The sequence below is a fragment of the Granulibacter bethesdensis CGDNIH1 genome, from assembly GCF_000014285.2.
GTDB lineage: Bacteria > Pseudomonadota > Alphaproteobacteria > Acetobacterales > Acetobacteraceae > Granulibacter > Granulibacter bethesdensis.
Genome location: NC_008343.2, coordinates 404,849 through 422,260 on the forward strand (window position 1 = coordinate 404,849; position 17,412 = coordinate 422,260).

The 17,412-nt window shown below is 61.2% G+C and carries 15 protein-coding genes; 9 read left to right on the forward strand and 6 right to left on the reverse strand.

Going from position 1 to position 17,412, the window contains the following annotated elements; all coding sequences use genetic code 11:
• Nucleotides 1-27 precede the first annotated feature (27 nt).
• Entirely contained in the window at nucleotides 28-1,515 is a 1,488-nt protein-coding gene (locus GBCGDNIH1_RS14205) for a mannose-1-phosphate guanylyltransferase/mannose-6-phosphate isomerase (protein ID WP_011631064.1), read from the reverse strand.
• A 119-nt stretch (nucleotides 1,516-1,634) separates the two neighbouring features.
• Nucleotides 1,635-1,901 (reverse strand): hypothetical protein, encoded by a 267-nt coding sequence (locus GBCGDNIH1_RS14210; RefSeq protein ID WP_025285920.1) that lies wholly within the window; start codon nucleotides 1,899-1,901, stop codon nucleotides 1,635-1,637.
• Nucleotides 1,902-2,160: 259 nt separating this feature from the next.
• Between GBCGDNIH1_RS14210 and GBCGDNIH1_RS14215 the strand changes: the two genes are divergently transcribed.
• From GBCGDNIH1_RS14215 to GBCGDNIH1_RS14230, 4 genes are all read left to right on the forward strand, one after another.
• Nucleotides 2,161-2,499, forward strand: coding sequence for a DUF1491 family protein (locus tag GBCGDNIH1_RS14215; RefSeq protein WP_025285921.1), 339 nt, complete (start codon nucleotides 2,161-2,163; stop codon nucleotides 2,497-2,499).
• 216 nt (nucleotides 2,500-2,715) lie between these two features.
• Nucleotides 2,716-3,801 (forward strand): OmpA family protein, encoded by a 1,086-nt coding sequence (locus tag GBCGDNIH1_RS14220; RefSeq protein ID WP_011631067.1) that lies wholly within the window; start codon nucleotides 2,716-2,718, stop codon nucleotides 3,799-3,801.
• Between the two features lie 173 nt (nucleotides 3,802-3,974).
• Entirely contained in the window at nucleotides 3,975-5,552 is a 1,578-nt protein-coding gene (locus GBCGDNIH1_RS14225) for a circularly permuted type 2 ATP-grasp protein (protein WP_011631068.1), read from the forward strand.
• Between the two features lie 16 nt (nucleotides 5,553-5,568).
• A complete protein-coding gene (locus tag GBCGDNIH1_RS14230) occupies nucleotides 5,569-6,600 on the forward strand; it encodes an alpha-E domain-containing protein (RefSeq protein ID WP_011631069.1) in 1,032 nt (343 codons plus the stop codon).
• A 1-nt stretch (nucleotide 6,601) separates the two neighbouring features.
• Here GBCGDNIH1_RS14230 and GBCGDNIH1_RS14235 read toward each other — a convergent pair whose 3' ends face one another.
• The 3 genes from GBCGDNIH1_RS14235 to GBCGDNIH1_RS14245 all read right to left on the reverse strand — a co-directional run bounded on the left by GBCGDNIH1_RS14235 (nucleotide 6,602) and on the right by GBCGDNIH1_RS14245 (nucleotide 10,535).
• Entirely contained in the window at nucleotides 6,602-7,720 is a 1,119-nt protein-coding gene (locus GBCGDNIH1_RS14235) for a hypothetical protein (RefSeq protein WP_125910966.1), read from the reverse strand.
• 32 nt (nucleotides 7,721-7,752) lie between these two features.
• A complete protein-coding gene (gene pyk / locus GBCGDNIH1_RS14240; RefSeq protein ID WP_172822999.1) occupies nucleotides 7,753-9,186 on the reverse strand; it encodes a pyruvate kinase in 1,434 nt (477 codons plus the stop codon).
• 80 nt (nucleotides 9,187-9,266) lie between these two features.
• The gene (locus GBCGDNIH1_RS14245; RefSeq protein WP_011631072.1) at nucleotides 9,267-10,535 is read right to left on the reverse strand and encodes a glycerate kinase type-2 family protein; all 1,269 of its coding nucleotides are present in this window, start codon (nucleotides 10,533-10,535) and stop codon (nucleotides 9,267-9,269) included.
• 170 nt (nucleotides 10,536-10,705) lie between these two features.
• Between GBCGDNIH1_RS14245 and GBCGDNIH1_RS14250 the strand changes: the two genes are divergently transcribed.
• From GBCGDNIH1_RS14250 to GBCGDNIH1_RS14265, 4 genes are all read left to right on the forward strand, one after another.
• Nucleotides 10,706-11,017, forward strand: coding sequence for a DUF1244 domain-containing protein (locus tag GBCGDNIH1_RS14250; RefSeq protein WP_011631073.1), 312 nt, complete (start codon nucleotides 10,706-10,708; stop codon nucleotides 11,015-11,017).
• Nucleotides 11,018-11,158: 141 nt separating this feature from the next.
• A complete protein-coding gene (locus GBCGDNIH1_RS14255) occupies nucleotides 11,159-11,434 on the forward strand; it encodes a DUF2312 domain-containing protein (RefSeq protein WP_025318141.1) in 276 nt (91 codons plus the stop codon).
• An 88-nt stretch (nucleotides 11,435-11,522) separates the two neighbouring features.
• Nucleotides 11,523-13,358: a M3 family oligoendopeptidase gene (locus GBCGDNIH1_RS14260; protein WP_011631075.1), complete on the forward strand. Its 1,836-nt coding sequence runs from the start codon at nucleotides 11,523-11,525 to the stop codon at nucleotides 13,356-13,358.
• The gene (locus GBCGDNIH1_RS14265) at nucleotides 13,358-14,713 is read left to right on the forward strand and encodes an ABC1 kinase family protein (protein WP_011631076.1); all 1,356 of its coding nucleotides are present in this window, start codon (nucleotides 13,358-13,360) and stop codon (nucleotides 14,711-14,713) included. Before GBCGDNIH1_RS14260 ends, GBCGDNIH1_RS14265 begins: the two co-directional genes overlap by 1 nt.
• A 15-nt stretch (nucleotides 14,714-14,728) precedes the next feature.
• Here GBCGDNIH1_RS14265 and GBCGDNIH1_RS14270 read toward each other — a convergent pair whose 3' ends face one another.
• On the reverse strand, nucleotides 14,729-16,765 hold the full coding sequence (locus GBCGDNIH1_RS14270; protein ID WP_232449669.1) for a transglycosylase domain-containing protein: 2,037 nt from the start codon (nucleotides 16,763-16,765) through the stop codon (nucleotides 14,729-14,731).
• A gap of 10 nt (nucleotides 16,766-16,775) precedes the next feature.
• Here GBCGDNIH1_RS14270 and GBCGDNIH1_RS14275 point away from each other — a divergent pair, with 10 nt between their 5' ends.
• The gene (locus GBCGDNIH1_RS14275; RefSeq protein WP_157692803.1) at nucleotides 16,776-17,390 is read left to right on the forward strand and encodes a hypothetical protein; all 615 of its coding nucleotides are present in this window, start codon (nucleotides 16,776-16,778) and stop codon (nucleotides 17,388-17,390) included.
• Nucleotides 17,391-17,412: the final 22 nt, after the last annotated feature.

The window sequence follows — 17,412 nt, forward strand, 5'->3', positions numbered from 1 at the left end:
GTGCCGCGCCTGCCTGATAGGACGGACTTATTGCCGCCCGTATGTGTCTTCCAGCCGGACGATATCATCTTCACCCAGATAGGCGCCGGACTGCACCTCGATCAGGGCCAGCGGGATATGACCGGGATTGGACAGGCGATGCACAGTGCCGAGCGGCAGATAGATGCTTTCGTTTTCCCGCACCAGAATGTCTTCCTCATCGCGGGTCACGATGGCTGTGCCTGCGACAACGACCCAATGTTCGGCCCGATGGTAATGTTTTTGAAGGCTCAGACGATGACCGGGGGAAACGACAATACGCTTCACCTGGAAACGATCACTCTGAATCAGGCTCTCGTAAAAGCCCCAGGGGCGATAGATACGGTTATGGCTGGCTGCTTCGGGTTTGCCTGAGCGTTTCAGGCGATCGACGATCTTTTTCACATCCTGTGCATGATCGCGATGCATGGCCAGCACGGCATCTTTTGTCGTGACGATCACCGCATCCTTCAGCCCGATCACGGCGGTGACGATGCCGTCAGACCTCACATAGCAGTTGCTGGCGCTTTCCAGCATGGCATCGCCCTGAACGACATTGCCGTGATCGTCCTTATCGCCCAGTTCCCACAATGCGCTCCAGCTGCCGACATCGGACCAGCCGATATCGGCCGGAACCACGGCAGCACGGCTGGTTTTCTCGGCGACGGCATAATCAAGGCTGATATCCGGGCAGGTTACGAAGGGTTCCCGGGCCAGTCGCAGGAAATCGAGATCCTGCGTACGTCCGGCCACGGCGGCAGTCACGGCTTCCAGTACGGCGGGGGCGTGCTGGCGCATCTCTTCGATCAGTGTGCGGGCCGTAAAGACGAACATCCCTGAATTCCACAGATGCTGGCCGGAACTGACCAGTGCCTGCGCGGTGGTGGTATCCGGCTTTTCCAGAAAGCGGCGCAGGCGGTGCACACCGGAAAGCTCGGTGATCGAGTCGCCGACTTCGATATAGCCATATCCGGTTTCCGGAGCGGTGGGCTGCATGCCGAATGTGACGAAATATCCGGCTTTCGCCGCAGCCACGGCCTTGCCAAGCGCCGCAAGCAGAGCATCCGGTCGGGTGACGGAGTGATCGGCTGCCAGCATCCACAGCACCGAATCGGGATTGGTTTCAGCGGCAAGCAAGGCAGCCGCCAGAATCGCCGGTGCACTATTGCGCCCGCATGGCTCCAGAACGATGCGTACGTTCTCGACTCCGGCCGATCGCGCCTGCTCGGCAATCAGAAAGCGATGGTCCTGATTACACACCAGAATGGGAGGGGCGAATTGCGGTCCTTGCGCCCGGTGCATGGTGTCCTGGATCAGGGAGTTTTCCCCGGTCAGATTCCAGTATTGCTTGGGAAACGACTCGCGGGAGACGGGCCACAGACGGGTTCCTGTGCCTCCCGACAGGATCACCGGGATAATGGCTTCCTGCGGAGAGAGCGGCTGGAAAGGCGCTTTGGGGGAGTCCGGGCCGCTTTCAGTCTGATCCATGGGAACCATTATCCTGCATCAATAAAGGCTTGGGCCGGAAAAAGCTTGTGCAGGCCGATGGCCTTTGGGGCGGTTATTCCGACAATCATGGGATTATCCGTTGGCATAGTCCGGGAGCAACGTTTCTCTCAGAGTGGCCGACGTGCACGTTCCAGCAGGCGTCCCAGAAAACCGGGTTTACGCGGTTCCGTCGGAGCGTGCGCGGGCTGGGCTGCCTGCTGACGGGCGGCTTCGGCTTCTGCCCGTTTTGCGGTCAGCCATTTGTCCAGTGACATACCAGCCTTGGCGGCGCGCCGCTCCTCATAGGCACGCTGGCCTGCGGACAGGGGTTGTGCTGCCTTCGGGGATCCCTTGGGGGCCGTTCTGGTAGAGGAAGCAGAAGAAGATCTGGTCATGCGGTTCCCGGTGCATACTGAAATAAGGAGGCGTCGTCTGGCTTGCCTGTTGAAAGGCAATTTTATCCGGACCTCCATGATTCTTCTGCTTGTGCCAAAGCCGCGGAAGGCCAGCAAGCCAGGGTGTAGGCAGTTATAAGGAGAGCATCCGGAGGAAACCCACCGGGATTGTCCGGCCGGCGGGAGCGTGGTTTCATGACGCAATCACAATCAAGTGATGTCGAGCATCAATCGGCACGATCGGATTGGAATGGCTGCCATGAGTGAGGCAAGGATCAAGGCCAGACTTTGGGTGCAGGCCGCACTTCGTCAGGCGGATCTGACAGGCCGCCCGGGGATGGTTCTGCGTCATGGCGATGATGATGCCGGTGGAATCGCAGCTGTTCTGAGGGGGCGGGATGGATTTTGCGTGCTGATGCAGACGCGGGCGGCGGATGGAAGTCCTGCCTGGATGCGTGCCGGGGGGGGAGCCGGTTCCCTTACACAGGATCAGGTCGATCAATATCTGACCCGCCAGACTTCCATCGACTCCGACCTGTGGGTAGTTGAATTCGATTCCCCTGATCTGACTCCACCCTTCGAGGCAAAAATATTGTAGGAAACAGACGCTTTTATCGTGAGAGGCTGACAAACTTTCCGGCTGCAGAAGGAATCTGTGGCCGTGCTGCAACAGTGATGGATAAAGGCATCATCCCCACCTGCAACTGTGCGACTAAGCTGCTACGTTCTCGTTTACCGAGCACAGGCGAACGGGCAAGCCCAGCCCCGTGCCTTGGCTGCGCAAAAGCGCAGGTTTTGAACGAGGAGAGATAGAATGAAGCTCCGGAGTGCGCTCCTGGCTGCGACCGTGCTTGCAGCACCTGTCGCTGCGAAGGCTCAGCCCGTCACCGGCCTGTATGTCAGCGGCGGCGTTGGTGTTAATCTTCAACAGAACCAGACCGTCAATGCCGGCGGCATTTTTTCCGGCGCCGGTTTCAACACCCGCTCTGAACCCGGTGTGACCGGTCAGGTCAGTGTTGGCTACGGTCTCGGCAATGGTCTGCGCGCAGAACTCGAAGGGTTCTACAGCTGGAACGACCTCCGCTCCATCAAGAGCAGCGGCCCGACCAGCAGCAGCGGCAAGAACGAGAAGGCTGGCGCTTTCGTCAACCTGCTCTATGACTTCGACCTGGGTCTGCCGGTCTACCCGTATGTTGGCGTTGGCGCCGGCTACGTTTGGAACCACAACGTGATCAACTCCGTGGGTGCCGGTGGCAATGATGCTCTGCACTACGACAAGAGCACCGACAATTTCGGTTACCAGGGTATCGCTGGTCTGTCCTACCCGCTGCCGGTTCCCGGCCTGTCTCTGACGGCTGAATACCGCTTCATGGGCCTTCTGGACCCGCAGCCTGCCGCTGGTGGTGCTGTTTACGGCCTGACGAACGGTGCTGTCACCAGCCAGGCGCGTGGCAACATGAAGTTCGGCAACGACTTCAACCATCAGATCCTGATCGGTGTTCGTTATGCGTTCGGCGTGACGCCGCCGCCGCCGCCGCCGGCCCCGATCGTGGCGCCGAAGCCCACCGCTGCCCGCACCTATCTGGTGTTCTTCGATTGGGATCGTGCCGATCTGACCGCCCGCGCGCGTGAGATCGTTGCCGAAGCCGCCCGCGCTTCCACGCAGGTTCAGGCAACCCGCATCGAAGTCAACGGCTACACCGACAAGTCCGGCACGCCGCAGTACAACCAGCGTCTGTCCGTCCGTCGCGCCCAGAGCGTTGCGGCCGAGCTGGTCAAGGACGGCGTTCCGCGTAATGTCATCTTCATCCATGGTTTCGGTGAAACCCACCCCCTCGTGCCGACGGCACAGGGCGTGCGTGAGCCGCAGAACCGCCGTGTGGAAATCATCCTCCACTAAGCGCGTTTCGCACTCTGGATGGAAAGGGAGGGGCATTTCGGTGTCCCTCTTTTTTTTGCTTATTTTTTTGCAATGCGTCATTTTCATAGGACTTGCCCGTTGCGTTTTTGTCGTAAACCAGCCGCAATAGCTTCCTGACATCGTATGATACGTCTGTCCGTCACGGAGCGCACATGCAGGTTCCTCTCGCTGTTTCAGCCGACTCCGCACCCCATCCAGACCCATTTCTTGGATACGATCCAGGACAGTATTTCTGTGAACTGACTACTCACAGGGATGGCGGTAGTCAGGCCGGTGAAAAAGTGCGTCAGCGTCTGGCGAAGATTGGTCTCGATAATCTTCGTCAAAGGGCTGCCGCAGCGGAAAATGATCTTATCAATCTGGGGATCACTTTTACGGTCTATTCAGAGGCGACGGCGATAGACCGAATTCTGCCGTTCGACTGCATTCCCCGTATTATCACCAGTGCCGAATGGGCCCAGCTTGAGGCAGGCGTGAAACAGCGTGTCACAGCGTTGAATGCCTTCCTGCACGATGTTTATCACGAGCAGCACATTCTGAATGATGGCACCATTCCGCGTGATCTGGTGCTGGGCAACAGCAATTACCGTCCCGAAATGGAGCATTTCCCGATTCGTTTCGGCACCTATGCCCATATTTGCGGGATCGACATCGTGCGTGATGAAAGCGGTGCGTTTCGCGTTCTGGAGGATAATGCGCGCACTCCCTCCGGGGTGTCCTATGTGATTGAAAACCGTCATCTGATGCTGCGGGCCTTCCCGGATCTGATGTCGGGCATGCGCTTGCGTCCGGTGGATGATTATGGACACCGGCTGAGGGAGGCGATGGCAGAAATCGCGCCGGAGGGTGTGGATGATCCGCAGGTCGTGCTGCTGTCACCCGGAATTTATAATTCAGCCTATTTCGAGCATGTCTTTCTGGCCCGCGAGATGGGCGTGCCGCTGGTCGAGGGCGCTGATCTGACGGTCGAGAATGACCGTGTCTATATGCGCACGACTGCCGGGCTGAAGACGGTGCATACGATCTATCGCCGCATCGGTGACGATTTTCTGGATCCGACCGTGTTCCGTCCAGAAAGTCTGCTGGGTGTTGCCGGTCTGATCGGCGCATGGCGGAAGGGTAATGTCACTCTGGCCAATGCAGTCGGTACCGGCGTTGCCGATGACAAGGCGATCTATGCCTATATGCCCAGGATTATCCGTTATTATTTGAATGAGGATCCGATCCTGTCGAATGTGGATACCCATATCTGTCGGGAAAAAGACGGGCTGGCCTACACGCTGGATAATCTGGACAGGCTGGTCGTCAAACCGGTTGGTGAATCAGGTGGCTATGGTATCACCATCGGTCCGCGGGCTACGCGGGAGGAACTGGATCATGCGCGCGCGGCGTTGCTGGCCGATCCGGCCAATTGGATCAGCCAGCCGGTAGTCAATCTCTCGGTTGCGCCGACCCTGACACCAGCGGGTATTCAGCCCCGCCACCTCGATCTGCGACCCTTTGCAGTGACCGGCAGGGATACCTGGGTTCTGCCGGGTGGTCTGTCCCGTGTGGCGATGAAAGCAGGCAGCCTGGTGGTCAATTCTTCCCAGGGCGGCGGGTCGAAGGATACCTGGGTGCTGGAGGATCCGGTGACGGCCCCTCCATCCTCTTCCGGTCTCATCGAACCGGGGGCCATTGGCAGCGATGCTCAGCCAATGGGCGAAACCAAACCTGTTACACTGATCTGACGAGAAAGGTTTTCTCATGCCCTCCCGTCACGTGCCGCTGCTTGCCCGTTATGCCGAATCCCTGTTCTGGATGGCCCGTTATCTGGAACGTGTGGAAAATCTGGCCCGTCTGATTGATGTCATCCAGAATTTCGAAAGTCCAGGGCGGGAAACGGAATCCTGGTACAGCCTGATCTGCATCAACGGGGATGAGGCCAATTTCCGCGAGAGCGGTCTGCAATCCGATGCTGACGGGATCAAGCGTTTCTATCTTTTATCGCCTGATAATCCGACCAGCATGCAGGCCAGCATCGAGGCAGCCCGGACCAATGCGCGGGCATTGCGGCCGTTGATCAGCACGGAAATGTGGCTTCAGCTCAATATGTTCCATCGCGATGTTATGGCGATCCGCGACAGTGACTTGGAGGGGGATCATCTCTCACGTCTTTGCACCCGTCTGAAGGAAGGAGTGCAGGCGCATACGGGGATTACCGAAGGCACGTTCTTTCGTGATGAAGGATGGCATTTCTACCAGTTGGGACGGCAGATCGAGCGGGCTGACCAGTCTACCCGTCTGCTGGACATCAAATATAATCTGTTGATGCCAAAAAACGTGGAGGAACGGCGGGTTAAGGAACTGACGCAGTGGATGGCCATATTGCGTGCTGCAGCCGGGTATCATGCATTCCGGCGCATTTCTTCGCCTTCATTTCTGCCGGGTGATATTGTCGCCTTTCTGCTGAACGACACGTCTTTTCCGCGGAGCGTTGCGGTCTGTGTTTTGCAGATCGAATGGCATGTGACGCAGCTTCGTCGCCAATATGGGTTGAAGGGGACGGCGCCTGCGCTGGAACAGGTCGAGACCTTACGTGATTGCGTGATGGTGCCATCCATCGCTGATATTCTGGCCGGTGGGCTGCATGATTTTCTGGATGGATTACAGGATGGGCTGAGCAACCTCTCCTTCGAGATCGGGCAGGCCTTTTTCCGTGACTGGCCGCCCCGTTTAACCGAGCAGCCGGCCCTTCCTGCTTCGCAGAGCCAGACGCAGACTCAAAATAGTCCCTGATTTACCCCCGATGTGGGCGGAAACCTGCCCAGCCATTGGTGGCGTCGTACAGATAGTCATATCCGTTGAGGAAATGCACACCGGTATTGACGAAGATCGGTCGCTGCACATGTCCGTCGGTGCGGGCTTCAACCAGTATCACGGCAGAGGGGGTCATCAGGCCGGGATCCCCGGTGATGAAGCTGTATTGTGCGGCTGAGTCTCCTGCTGTGATCGTGACAGGGGTTCCGGTGGCCAGTTCTTCCCCGTTGCGGGAGAGATCGGACAGCCAAGTGACGGGAACCGTCGCGAACATGCGGGTGACGCCGGTATCCATCAGCATTGTGCCGCCGCATGCAGGAGAATGAGAGGCGACGCCGATACAGGCCGGGATTGGTCCCCAGTCGCCCTCAATATTGGAAGGGGGCAGTTTGACGAGAGAAAATCCCCTTTTCGCCAGGGTCATCGCGCCGCCAGACGGCAAACCGATCCGAACCGAACGGAAGGTGATGACGTAGCCGGGCGTGCCTGTATCGCCCGCCATGCCGGGGGAGGGATTGAGGAATGGATTGTGAGAGGGGCCGCTCTGTTGCTGGTGGTCGCCTTCGCGGGCAAACCCGATCCCCAGCATGGCGACGTGGCGGGGATGATCGCTTGGCGTACAGCTGCGGGCCGTCGGCTGACAGGCGATGTGCGTGACGGCCAGCACGGGAATGGGGGAGGAGATAAATTGATGCCCGTGTGCGCCGGTTACGGTAACGCGCGTCAGTACCCACCGTCCGATCATGATGCGGCCGGAGCTGCTGTAGGTCAGTTCGGCTGGCCCCAGATCGCGCAATGGCGCATTCTCCGGCAGGGCGGTCGCACTGATTACGAGGCCGGTCGACCCGGTATCCATGACGGCCTGCATCCGGACACCACCCACCGAGACAAACAGAGAAGGCGACTCTCTCCGTGCCTCTCCCGGTGGTGGATTGTTCAGGAATGTCAGCTCTACACTGCCATCGTTATTGTTTGTGAAGCGTTCGGAATGCCCTGTATGAGGTGCGCAGGAGGCGGCAATGAGCGCAGTGCAGGCAGTGGCCACGCGTGCCAGCCATAAAGCAGCCTGCCTGCTTGCATCGTGCTGACCGACTGACATGGACCGTGACCCTGCGCTGAAGAAACCGGTCATCAAATAACGGAAGCAACCCGGATTGCGTTGGTGCCGCCCTTCAGACCCAACGGAATACCGGCGGTCACCACGATTTCCTCGCCAACGGAGGCAAATCCTTCCGACTGCGCATGCCGTATGGCACGGCTGACCGTATCGGTCATGGATTGGGTGGGGGGTGTGACCACCGCATGGACTCCCCAGGCTACGGCCAGACGACGGGCCGTGTTTTCCTCGGTCGTCAGGCCGATCACCGGGCATTCCGGGCGCTCCCGGGCTACGCGCAGGGCGGTGCGTCCACTGGCGGTGTAGGCGGCGATGGCGCGGGCCTGAATGGTCTGTGCAATCTGCCGGGCCGCGGTGGCAATGGCATCGGCGGTTTTCGGCTCGGGCGCGGGGCGGTTGGAGTCGGTAATGGCACGCCAGCCCGCGTCGCGCTCCACGCGGGCAACGATGCGGTCCATGATGTTGACGGCTTCATACGGAAATTGTCCGGCGGCGGTCTCCGCCGAGAGCATCACCGCGTCCGCCCCATCAAACACGGCAGTGGCGACGTCGGAGGCTTCGGCGCGGGTCGGGGCGGGCGCATTGATCATGCTTTCCAGCATCTGTGTTGCCACGACCACGGGCAGGCCCAGTTTCCGGGCGGCGCGGATGATGTTTTTCTGCGCCAGCGGCACTTCTTCCGGCGGCAGTTCAACGCCCAGATCGCCACGCGCCACCATCACGGCGTCGGAGGCTTCCAGAATGCCTTCGAGGTTTTCCAGCGCCTGCGGCTTTTCCATTTTTGTCATGATCCAGGCCCGGTCGCCAATCAGGGCGCGCGCTTCCAGCACATCCTCGACCCGCTGCACAAAGGAGAGGCCGATATAGTCCACCCCATGGTCCAGTGCGAAAGCGAGATCGGCGCGGTCTTTCTCGGTCAGGGCGGGAATCGGCAGCACCACATCCGGCACGTTCACACCCTTGCGGTCGGAGAGCGGACCGCCGACCAGCACGGTGCATTCCAGATGATCACCCCGGTTGCGGTCCACATGCAGCCGCAGCTTGCCGTCATCCAGCAGCAGGGTGGTGCCGTAGGTCGCAGCCTCGATAATTTCCTTGTGGGGCAGCTGCACCCGTTCGCGATCCCCGGGGGTCGGGCTGAGATCGAGGCGGAATTTCTGTCCCGTCTGAAGATGTGCCCTGCCACCGCCGAACATGCCGACACGAAGCTTTGGCCCCTGTACGTCTGCCAGAATACCGATGGGGCGGCGCATTTCGGCTTCCAGCTCCCGGATCGCACGGATGCGCTCGGCGTGATCGCTGTGGGAGCCGTGGCTGAAATTGATGCGGAATACATCGGCCCCGGCCTGAAACAGGCGGGCCAGCATCTCGGGCGAGGAGCTGGCCGGTCCAATGGTCGCGACGATCTTGGTGCGCCGCTGGCGGCGGAGACGGGAGCGAATGGCCATTGATTTGATCCGGCGTAGTTTTTTGCAACGGTGGTTGGCGGGACGGGTGGTGACTGAGTTTGTCACCACCCGTCTGATACTCAAAGGATAACGATGGCCCGAATGTCGTTGACGTTGGTCAGGGTGGCACCGGTTTTGATCAGATCACCGACCGCATCGAACAGCGAGTAGCTGTCATGGCCATCGAGGAAGGCGCGGGGATCGAGTCCCTTCGCCCGGGCGCGGGCGAGTGTATCGGGGGTCACGATGGCGCCGGCGGCATCCTCGGTTCCGTCGATACCGTCCGTATCGCCTGCCACGGCATAGATGTTGCTGGCCCCGTTCAGGGTCAGCGCGAGGCTCAGCAGGAATTCGGTATTGCGTCCACCGCGTCCGGTGCTTTGTCCCTTGGCGATAGTCACGGTGGTTTCACCACCGGACAGAAGCACGGCAGGGGTTTTGAGTGGATAGCCATGTTGACGGACGCTCTGGGCGATTCCGGCCAGCAGGGTGCCGGCGACATGGCTTTCGCCTTCCAGACTGTCGCCGAGGATCAGCGGGGTCAGCCCCTCGGCGCGGGCGGCGGCGGCGGCGGCCTCCAGCGCCATCAGCGGTGCTGCGATCATGCGGAAATCGCCTTGCGGCTGAGCCGGTTTGGCCGCTGCGGCACGGTCCAGCAGCGCGGAGACTTCCGGCGGAACCTCGATCCTGTAACGCTTCAGAATGGCCTTTGCATCCTCGGCGGTGGTGGGATCGGGGACGGTCGGTCCGCTGGCGATCACGGCGGGTTCGTCGCCCGGGACGTCGCTGATGCCCAGTGTGATGACCCGTGCCGGAGCCGCGGCGGCAGCCAGACGGCCACCCTTGATACCGGAAAGCTGACGGCGCACCGCGTTCATTTCGCTGATCGTAGCGCCGGAGCGCAGCAGGGCACGGTTGATATCCTGCTTGTGAGCGATGGTCAGCCCTTCACCCGGCAGCACCATCAGGGAGGAGCCGCCGCCGGAAATCAGTGCGATCACCAGATCATCTTCGGTCAGCCCGGACACGGTCTCCAGAATACGGCGTGCAGCGGCTTCACTGCGTGCGTCGGGAACGGGGTGGGAGGCTTCCAGAACGTCGATACGCTGTGTCGGGCAGGTATGCCCGTCCCGTGTAACCACGACGCCGGACAGGTCCACATCGGGCCATGCGTTTTCAAGAGCGGCCGCCATGGCTGCCGCCGACTTGCCGGCACCGACAACGATGCAGCGCCCGCGCGGCTTTTCGGGCAGATGCGCGGCCAGAACCTGATGCGGATCGGCAGCCTTCACCGCGGCGGTAAAAATTGTGTTCAGCGCACGGCGGGCGCGGTCCTCGGTCCATTCCATCGTTGCTCTCCCCCTCCCGGATACCTGTGTTGATCAGGTGGCCGGTGTCATGGCGTCCTGGCAGTTCTAGTCCGTCGGGTATGGCGCAGCGACCGGGGCGATGCCATCTCTGTCAGCCTGCCATAGCACCATCTGTGCCGTCCTTCTGGACTGCATGAGGAGAAAAGCCAATGCCCGTTCCCGATTTCGATGCACAAACCCGCCTTGAACTGGAAGCAGCCGCCTTTCGCAGGCTGCGTGATCACCTGCGCGAACGCAGCGATGTGCAGAATATTGATCTGATGATTCTGGCCGGATTCTGCCGCAACTGTCTCTCCCGTTGGTACAGGGAGGCCGCAGAGGAGAAAGGACTGACGCTGGCGGATGCCGATGCGCGGGAGATCGTTTACGGGATGCCTTACAAGGAATGGCAAGCCCTGCATCAGAAACCGGTGACTCCGGAGCAGCAGGCTGCGTTCGAGAAGGCGCAGAAAGCACACTGACTGCAAGCCCATCTGGATGTACCGGGCTTGATCCGGTGGCCTGCGCGGGCGTATGCCCGCCGGCCTGACGGCGTGGTGCATCCGTGGGCAGCCTGCGGGATAATGACGCGCAACAGGTATCTAAGGAAGGAGCCGGGGATCATGGCCTTGGACGATACGGACAGAAAGCCGGATGACGTGAACAGCGGCGGCATCGCCGCAGACCGTCTGCGCAGCATCATCGATCGTATCGAGCGGTTGGAAGAGGAGCGCAAAGCCCTCGGCAGTGACATCAAGGATATTTATTCCGAAGCGAAATCCGCCGGATTCGACGTCAAGGTGATTCGCCAGCTGATCCGCATCCGCAAGCAGGAGCCTGCGGAAGTCGAGGAAATGGAAAGCCTGCTGGACGTTTATCGCCGCGCTCTGGGCATGTGAGACATGCGCGCCTGGTGCGGGAACGGTTTGACGCCGCCGCCCGGGCGCTTAAATGCTGGAGCCTGACGAATGACAAGGATGGCTCCGCATGCGTTATCGACTTCAGGGTGTCCATACACCGGACGGGCAGGCTGTCACCGCCGGGTCCGGCAGTGATGCGGGCGGACAGCTTCCGGCATGGGATCTGTCCGATCTGTATCCCGGTCCGGACAGTCCGGCGCTGGAGGCTGATATTGCCGCGGCGACCCGCGACTCGGTCCGGTTCGCGGAGCGCTATGCCGGTCAACTGGCCGGTCTGGACGGGGCTGGGCTGGATGAGGCCCTGCGCGACTATGAGCGGATCGAGGAAATTCTCGGGCGCCTGATGTCCTACGCCCAGTTGCGCTTCAGCGAAGACAGCTCCGATCCTGAAATCGGTCGCTTCTACCAGTCGATGAATGAGCGTGTGACGGGGATCAGCAGCCATCTGATCTTTTTCACACTGGAACTGAACCGGCTGGATGACGCAACACTGGAACGGCAACTGGCCGATCCAAAGGCGGCACGGTGGCAGCCCTTCCTGCGTGATCTGCGCGTGTTCCGCCCGCATCAGCTTTCTGACGACGTCGAGAAAGCCCTGCATGAAAAGGATGTGACCGGCCATTCCGCCTGGACCCGTCTGTTCGATGAGACCATCGCCGCCATGCGCGTCACGGTGGGCGGGGAGGAACTGACGGTCAGTGCCGCGTTGAACCGTCTGTCCTCAGGCAACCGTACGATGCGGGAGGAAGCCGGAAAGGCGATCGGGGCCGCGTTCGGTGCTCAGAAACGGCTGTTCTCCTTCATCACCAACACGCTGGCGAAGGATAAGGAGATCGTCGATACGCTGCGCCATTACGAGCGTCCGGGCAGCTATCGCAACCGGGCCAATATGGTCGAGGATGAGGTGGTGGATGCGCTGGTCTCCGCCGTTCGTGCCGATTACGGGCGGCTGTCGCATCGGTATTATGCGCTGAAAGCGAAATGGCTGGGGTTGGATAAACTCAGTCACTGGGACCGCAATGCCCCTCTGCCGGGCGATGATGACCGGGAGATTCCCTGGCCGGAGGCAAAACGCCGGGTGCTGGATGCATATGGCGCGTTCTCACCGGAGATGGCGGAGATAGGCAGCCGGTTTTTTGATCACCCATGGATTGATGCCCGTTTACTGCCGGGCAAGTCGGGTGGGGCGTTTGCACACCCGACCGTGCCTTCGGTGCATCCCTACATTCTGCTGAACTATCATGGCCGTACCCGGGACGTCATGACGCTGGCCCATGAGTTGGGCCATGGGGTGCATCAGGTGGTGGCCGGGCAGGCGCAGGGCTATATGCTCTCCAACACGCCGCTGACGCTGGCGGAAACGGCTTCTGTCTTCGGGGAGATGCTGACTTTCCGCGCCATGCTGGAGGCCGAGACCGATCCTGTGCGCCGCCGTCTGATGCTGGCCTCCAAGGTGGAGGATATGCTCAACACCGTGGTGCGCCAGACCGCGTTCTACGAGTTCGAGACGCGGGTGCACAACGAGCGTCGATCCGGGGAGATCCTGCCGGAGCGGCTGGGGGAAATCTGGCGTCAGGTTCAGGTCGAAAGCCTCGGCCCGGTCTTTGACTTCACGCCGGAATATGATGTGTTCTGGGCCTATATTCCACATTTCATCCACACGCCGTTCTATGTGTATGCCTATGCGTTCGGCGATTGTCTGGTGAATGCGCTGTATGCAGTGTTTCAGGATGGGCATCCCGATTTTCAGCAGAAATACATGGATATGTTGCGGGCCGGGGGAACGAAGCGGCACCGTGAGCTGTTGGCTCCATTCGGGCTGGATGCCTCTGATCCGGCTTTCTGGAAGAAGGGGCTGGATGTGATTGCCGGCTTTATCGACGCGCTGGAGGAGAGCGCCTGATGGCGAATGACGAGCGGCGCAGCCTGTTCGGGGAGGTGCGGCGTTTGGCCCGTACCTCCGGCGCGGTTGGCGGTATCGCCGCGCGTGTGGCGGGGGAGCGTGTATTCGGCGTCAAAACCGATCGTTCGGCCCATGCCGATGATCTGCGGGTGATTCTCGGCGGGCTGAAGGGACCGCTGATGAAGGTGGCGCAGTTTCTTTCCACCGTGCCGGATGCGCTTCCGGCGGAATATGCCGCGCAACTGGCGGAGTTGCAGTCCAATGCGCCGCCGATGGGGCCTGCCTTCGTGCGGCGCCGGATGAGCGGTGAGCTTGGACCGGACTGGCAATCCCGCTTCGAATCGTTCTCTGAAACGGCGGCTGCGGCGGCCAGTCTGGGGCAGGTGCATCGCGCCCGGCTGCATGACGGGCGCGATGTGGCCTGCAAGCTGCAATATCCGGACATGACCAGCACGGTGGAAGCCGATCTGCGTCAGCTTCGCATGGCCATGGCCGTGTACCGGCGGATGGATAACGCCATCCAGCAGGAGGATATTTACGAGGAACTCGCCGATCGTTTCCGGGAGGAACTGGATTACGAGCGTGAGGCGAAGCAGATGCGGCTTTATGCCTCCCTGCTGTCCGGCACGCCGACGGTCCATGTGCCGGAGCCGGTGCCTGAACTCAGCTCCCGCCGTCTGTTGACCATGACATGGCTCAACGGGCGTCCGCTGTTGCAGCGTCTGAAGGAAGACCCGCCGCAGGAGGAGCGCAACCGCATTGCCGAGGCGCTGTTCCGTGCCTGGTATATCCCCCTGTATCGCTATGGCGTGATCCATGGCGATCCGCATCTCGGCAATTATCAGGTGACAGAGGAAGGCCACGTCAACCTGCTCGATTTCGGGGCGATCCGCGTGTTTCCGCCACGTTTCGTGCGGGGGGTCATCGCTCTCTATGAAGCGGTGCGGGATGGCGATGACGAACGTGCCATGGACGCCTATCGCACATGGGGCTTCACCGATCTGAATAACGAAAAACTGGCAGTCCTCAATGAATGGGCGCGCTTCCTGTATGAACCGTTGATGCAGGACAGGGTGCGCCCGATTCAGGAAACCGATGATCCGAATTTCGGCCGGGCAGTGGCGGAGCGTGTGCATCAGGGGCTGAAGCGCACTGGCGGTGTGCGTCCGCCGCGTGAATTCGTGCTGATGGACCGCTCGGCGATTGGACTTGGCAGCGTTTTTCTGCGGTTGAAGGCGGAGCTGAACTGGTATCGCCTGTTTCAGGAAATGATCGAAGGCTTCTCCAGCGAGGATATGGCACGCCGTCAGGCCGAGGCGCTTGCCGCGGTGGGGTTGGAGATACGACAGGATTGAGGCGAGGATGCCCTCTCAGTAACGGGTGGGCGGCAGGGCGGCGGCGATGTCATGGAACAGGCGTGCGGGCAGGCTGCCGCCTGTAATGTTTCGCATGGGCGTTCTGTCGTCATTGCCGACCCACACCCCGATGACGGTACGATCATCAACGCAGCCGATAAACCACGCATCACGGTAATCCTGTGTGGTTCCGGTCTTGCCGCCCACCATATGTCCGGGAATGGAGGCGGCCCGGCCGGTGCCTCGCGCCACCACGGCTTGCAGCATGCGGGTCATGTCCTTTGAGACTTCCGGCGTCATGACTGCTTCCCCGACCGGTGCGGTGATCTGGATCGGGCGATGATCGGCGGTGCCTGCCTCGATGGCACGGGGGGTCACGCGATAGCCGCCATTGAAAAAACTGGCATAGGCGGCGGTCATTTCCAGCAATCCAGCATCGGCGGTTCCCAATGCGATGGAGGCATTGCGGGGGAAATTATCCTCCACCCCCAGACGATGCGCGGCCTCGATCACGGCGGCGGGTCCGCCATCACGCAGCAGCAGACGGACGGCTGCCGTATTGACGGAATGGGCCAGCGCCGTTTCCAGCGTGATGTCACCCACCGAGCCGGGCTCATAGTTGGAGGGGCTCCAGTTGCCGACCCTGATGGGGGCATCCGACACGGTATCATCCGGTTCCTCGCCATTTTCCATCGCCACCAGCCAGACGAAAGGCTTGAAGGAGGAGCCGGGCTGACGCCGCATGATCGTGGCGCGGTTGAAGGAGCTGTGCCGGTAATCGGCCCCGCCTACCATGGCGCGCACCGCCCCGGTGCGGGCATCCATGACCACCACGGCGGCCTCATGCACATTCGCCGCGGCACCGGGGCCGTCCAGCATGGCGGTCAGGCGCGCTTCGGCAATGCTCTGGATATGGCTGTCCAGCGTCGTTCTGATGACGGCATCGGCCCCTTGCGGCAACAGGCTCTGTGCCCGTTCCGCCGCCCAGTCGGCAAACCATGGGGCGCCGGTCGGGGCCTGCTGACGGAAAGAGATTTTCGCGGCTTCGGCGCTTGCCTGCGCGGCGGTCAGCACGTGGGTTTCCACCATGGCCTGAAGAACTTCCTTGGTCCTTGCAATGGCGGCGGCGGGATCGACCCTCGGGTTAAACCGGGAGGGTGCGCGCGGTAATCCGGCCAGCATGGCGGCCTGCCAGATGTTCAGATGACGGGCGGAGATGCCGAAATAGACATGCGCCGCCGCATCCACCCCCCATGCACCTGCGCCGAGATAGACGCGATTGAGCCATATTTCGAGAATTTCCTGCCGGGTGAAATGCTCGGACAGCCATATGGTCAGCATGAGTTCCTGCACTTTCCGGCGCAGGGTGCGCTCGTTGGACAGGAACAGGGTTTTTGCTACCTGCTGGGTAATGGTGGAGCCACCCTGCCGCAGACGGCCGGAGCTGAGATTGACCCAGATTGCCCGGGCGATGCCGATCGGGTCGATGGCGCCATGGGACCAGAAGCGGCGGTCTTCCACGGAAACGGCTGCGTCCTGCATGGCGCGGGGCATGTCGCCCAGCCGCAGGCTTTCCCCCACCACATCGCCATAGGTGGCGAAGGTCAATCCTTCCTGATCGCGCAGAATCAGGCTGGGTCGGCGTGGCGCATCAAGCGCTTCCTCGGGACGCGGCAGATCCCAGGCGAAATAGACCAGAAACACCGCCGCTGTGAGGCCACCCCAGATCAGGACCATGATCCCCCAGCGCAGCCAGCGCCATTTCTTCCGGTTGGAAACCGTTTCTTTCGCAGTCTCTCCCTTGCGCCGGGAGGAGGGAGGAGGGGGAGACGGTCGCCGCTTTGAACGACCTGGCGGCGGGCCACGGCGGATGAAGTCTGGATCCTGTACGGCGTCCTGATCAGCCCGATATCGGGCATCCGGGCGGGCGGTACGGCTACGGGGCTGGTCCTGACGCGGCATGAGGGGCGTATGGATGAACCCGCGTGGTGCGATCGTCAACGGTCGTGGCAGGCAGGCCTGTACCGATGCAGGTACCACAGCAGCCGACAAAACAGACCTCATGGCTGATGAAATGGATACATGGTCCTTGCAGTGGCAGGGAGCCGACGTTAAGCACGCCTCCATCATGATCCAGTTGCGGTCCTTGTTCCGCCAGTCCCGCATCCTTCAGCACCGGCTGTCTCTCCGGCTGATGCAGGGTGTACTGGCGCGGGTGCTGGTGATTCTGGTCATCGCGGGCATGCTGGCGCAGATGGCGCTGATGGCATTGTCCCGTCCCGGTGAGGTGCCGCGTGCCGCGCTGGAGCGTCTGACCGGACTGTTGCTGACCGATCCGGTGAATGTGCCGACAGATGCCTCGTTGAGGGAAGGTGACTGCCTTGATGCCTCCCACGAGGCGGATATGTCTGTCACGGTGCCGCATGAACTGATGGTGCACATGCATCATGGGGGGCATGTGCAACGGGACCATGACCAACCGGGGCATGATCAGCATCAGGCCTGCTCCATCTGTGTGTTTCTGGCCATGGCGGCAGCATTGCTGGTCATGCCCGTGTTGCCACCGCTCTCTTCCGGCATATGGGTGCGCATTGTCCGGCGCGTCATGCAGCCACGCGCGCCACCCGGTTCGGGGTGGCTGTCCGCCTATGCACGAGGCCCTCCTGTCCCTGCCTGAAAGCGACGCGTCGATCGTGTGC

What these genes read in the sequence shown, in the direction of transcription:
- GBCGDNIH1_RS14205 (WP_011631064.1), bottom strand. Translation starts at nt 1,515, where the DNA reads ATGGTTCCCATGGATCAGACTGAAAGCGGCCCGGACTCCCCCAAAGCG.
- GBCGDNIH1_RS14210 (WP_025285920.1), bottom strand. Translation starts at nt 1,901, where the DNA reads ATGACCAGATCTTCTTCTGCTTCCTCTACCAGAACGGCCCCCAAGGGA.
- GBCGDNIH1_RS14215 (WP_025285921.1), top strand. Translation starts at nt 2,161, where the DNA reads ATGAGTGAGGCAAGGATCAAGGCCAGACTTTGGGTGCAGGCCGCACTT.
- GBCGDNIH1_RS14220 (WP_011631067.1), top strand. Translation starts at nt 2,716, where the DNA reads ATGAAGCTCCGGAGTGCGCTCCTGGCTGCGACCGTGCTTGCAGCACCT.
- GBCGDNIH1_RS14225 (WP_011631068.1), top strand. Translation starts at nt 3,975, where the DNA reads ATGCAGGTTCCTCTCGCTGTTTCAGCCGACTCCGCACCCCATCCAGAC.
- GBCGDNIH1_RS14230 (WP_011631069.1), top strand. Translation starts at nt 5,569, where the DNA reads ATGCCCTCCCGTCACGTGCCGCTGCTTGCCCGTTATGCCGAATCCCTG.
- GBCGDNIH1_RS14235 (WP_125910966.1), bottom strand. Translation starts at nt 7,720, where the DNA reads ATGTCAGTCGGTCAGCACGATGCAAGCAGGCAGGCTGCTTTATGGCTG.
- pyk (WP_172822999.1), bottom strand. Translation starts at nt 9,186, where the DNA reads ATGGCCATTCGCTCCCGTCTCCGCCGCCAGCGGCGCACCAAGATCGTC.
- GBCGDNIH1_RS14245 (WP_011631072.1), bottom strand. Translation starts at nt 10,535, where the DNA reads ATGGAATGGACCGAGGACCGCGCCCGCCGTGCGCTGAACACAATTTTT.
- GBCGDNIH1_RS14250 (WP_011631073.1), top strand. Translation starts at nt 10,706, where the DNA reads ATGCCCGTTCCCGATTTCGATGCACAAACCCGCCTTGAACTGGAAGCA.
- GBCGDNIH1_RS14255 (WP_025318141.1), top strand. Translation starts at nt 11,159, where the DNA reads ATGGCCTTGGACGATACGGACAGAAAGCCGGATGACGTGAACAGCGGC.
- GBCGDNIH1_RS14260 (WP_011631075.1), top strand. Translation starts at nt 11,523, where the DNA reads ATGCGTTATCGACTTCAGGGTGTCCATACACCGGACGGGCAGGCTGTC.
- GBCGDNIH1_RS14265 (WP_011631076.1), top strand. Translation starts at nt 13,358, where the DNA reads ATGGCGAATGACGAGCGGCGCAGCCTGTTCGGGGAGGTGCGGCGTTTG.
- GBCGDNIH1_RS14275 (WP_157692803.1), top strand. Translation starts at nt 16,776, where the DNA reads ATGGCTGATGAAATGGATACATGGTCCTTGCAGTGGCAGGGAGCCGAC.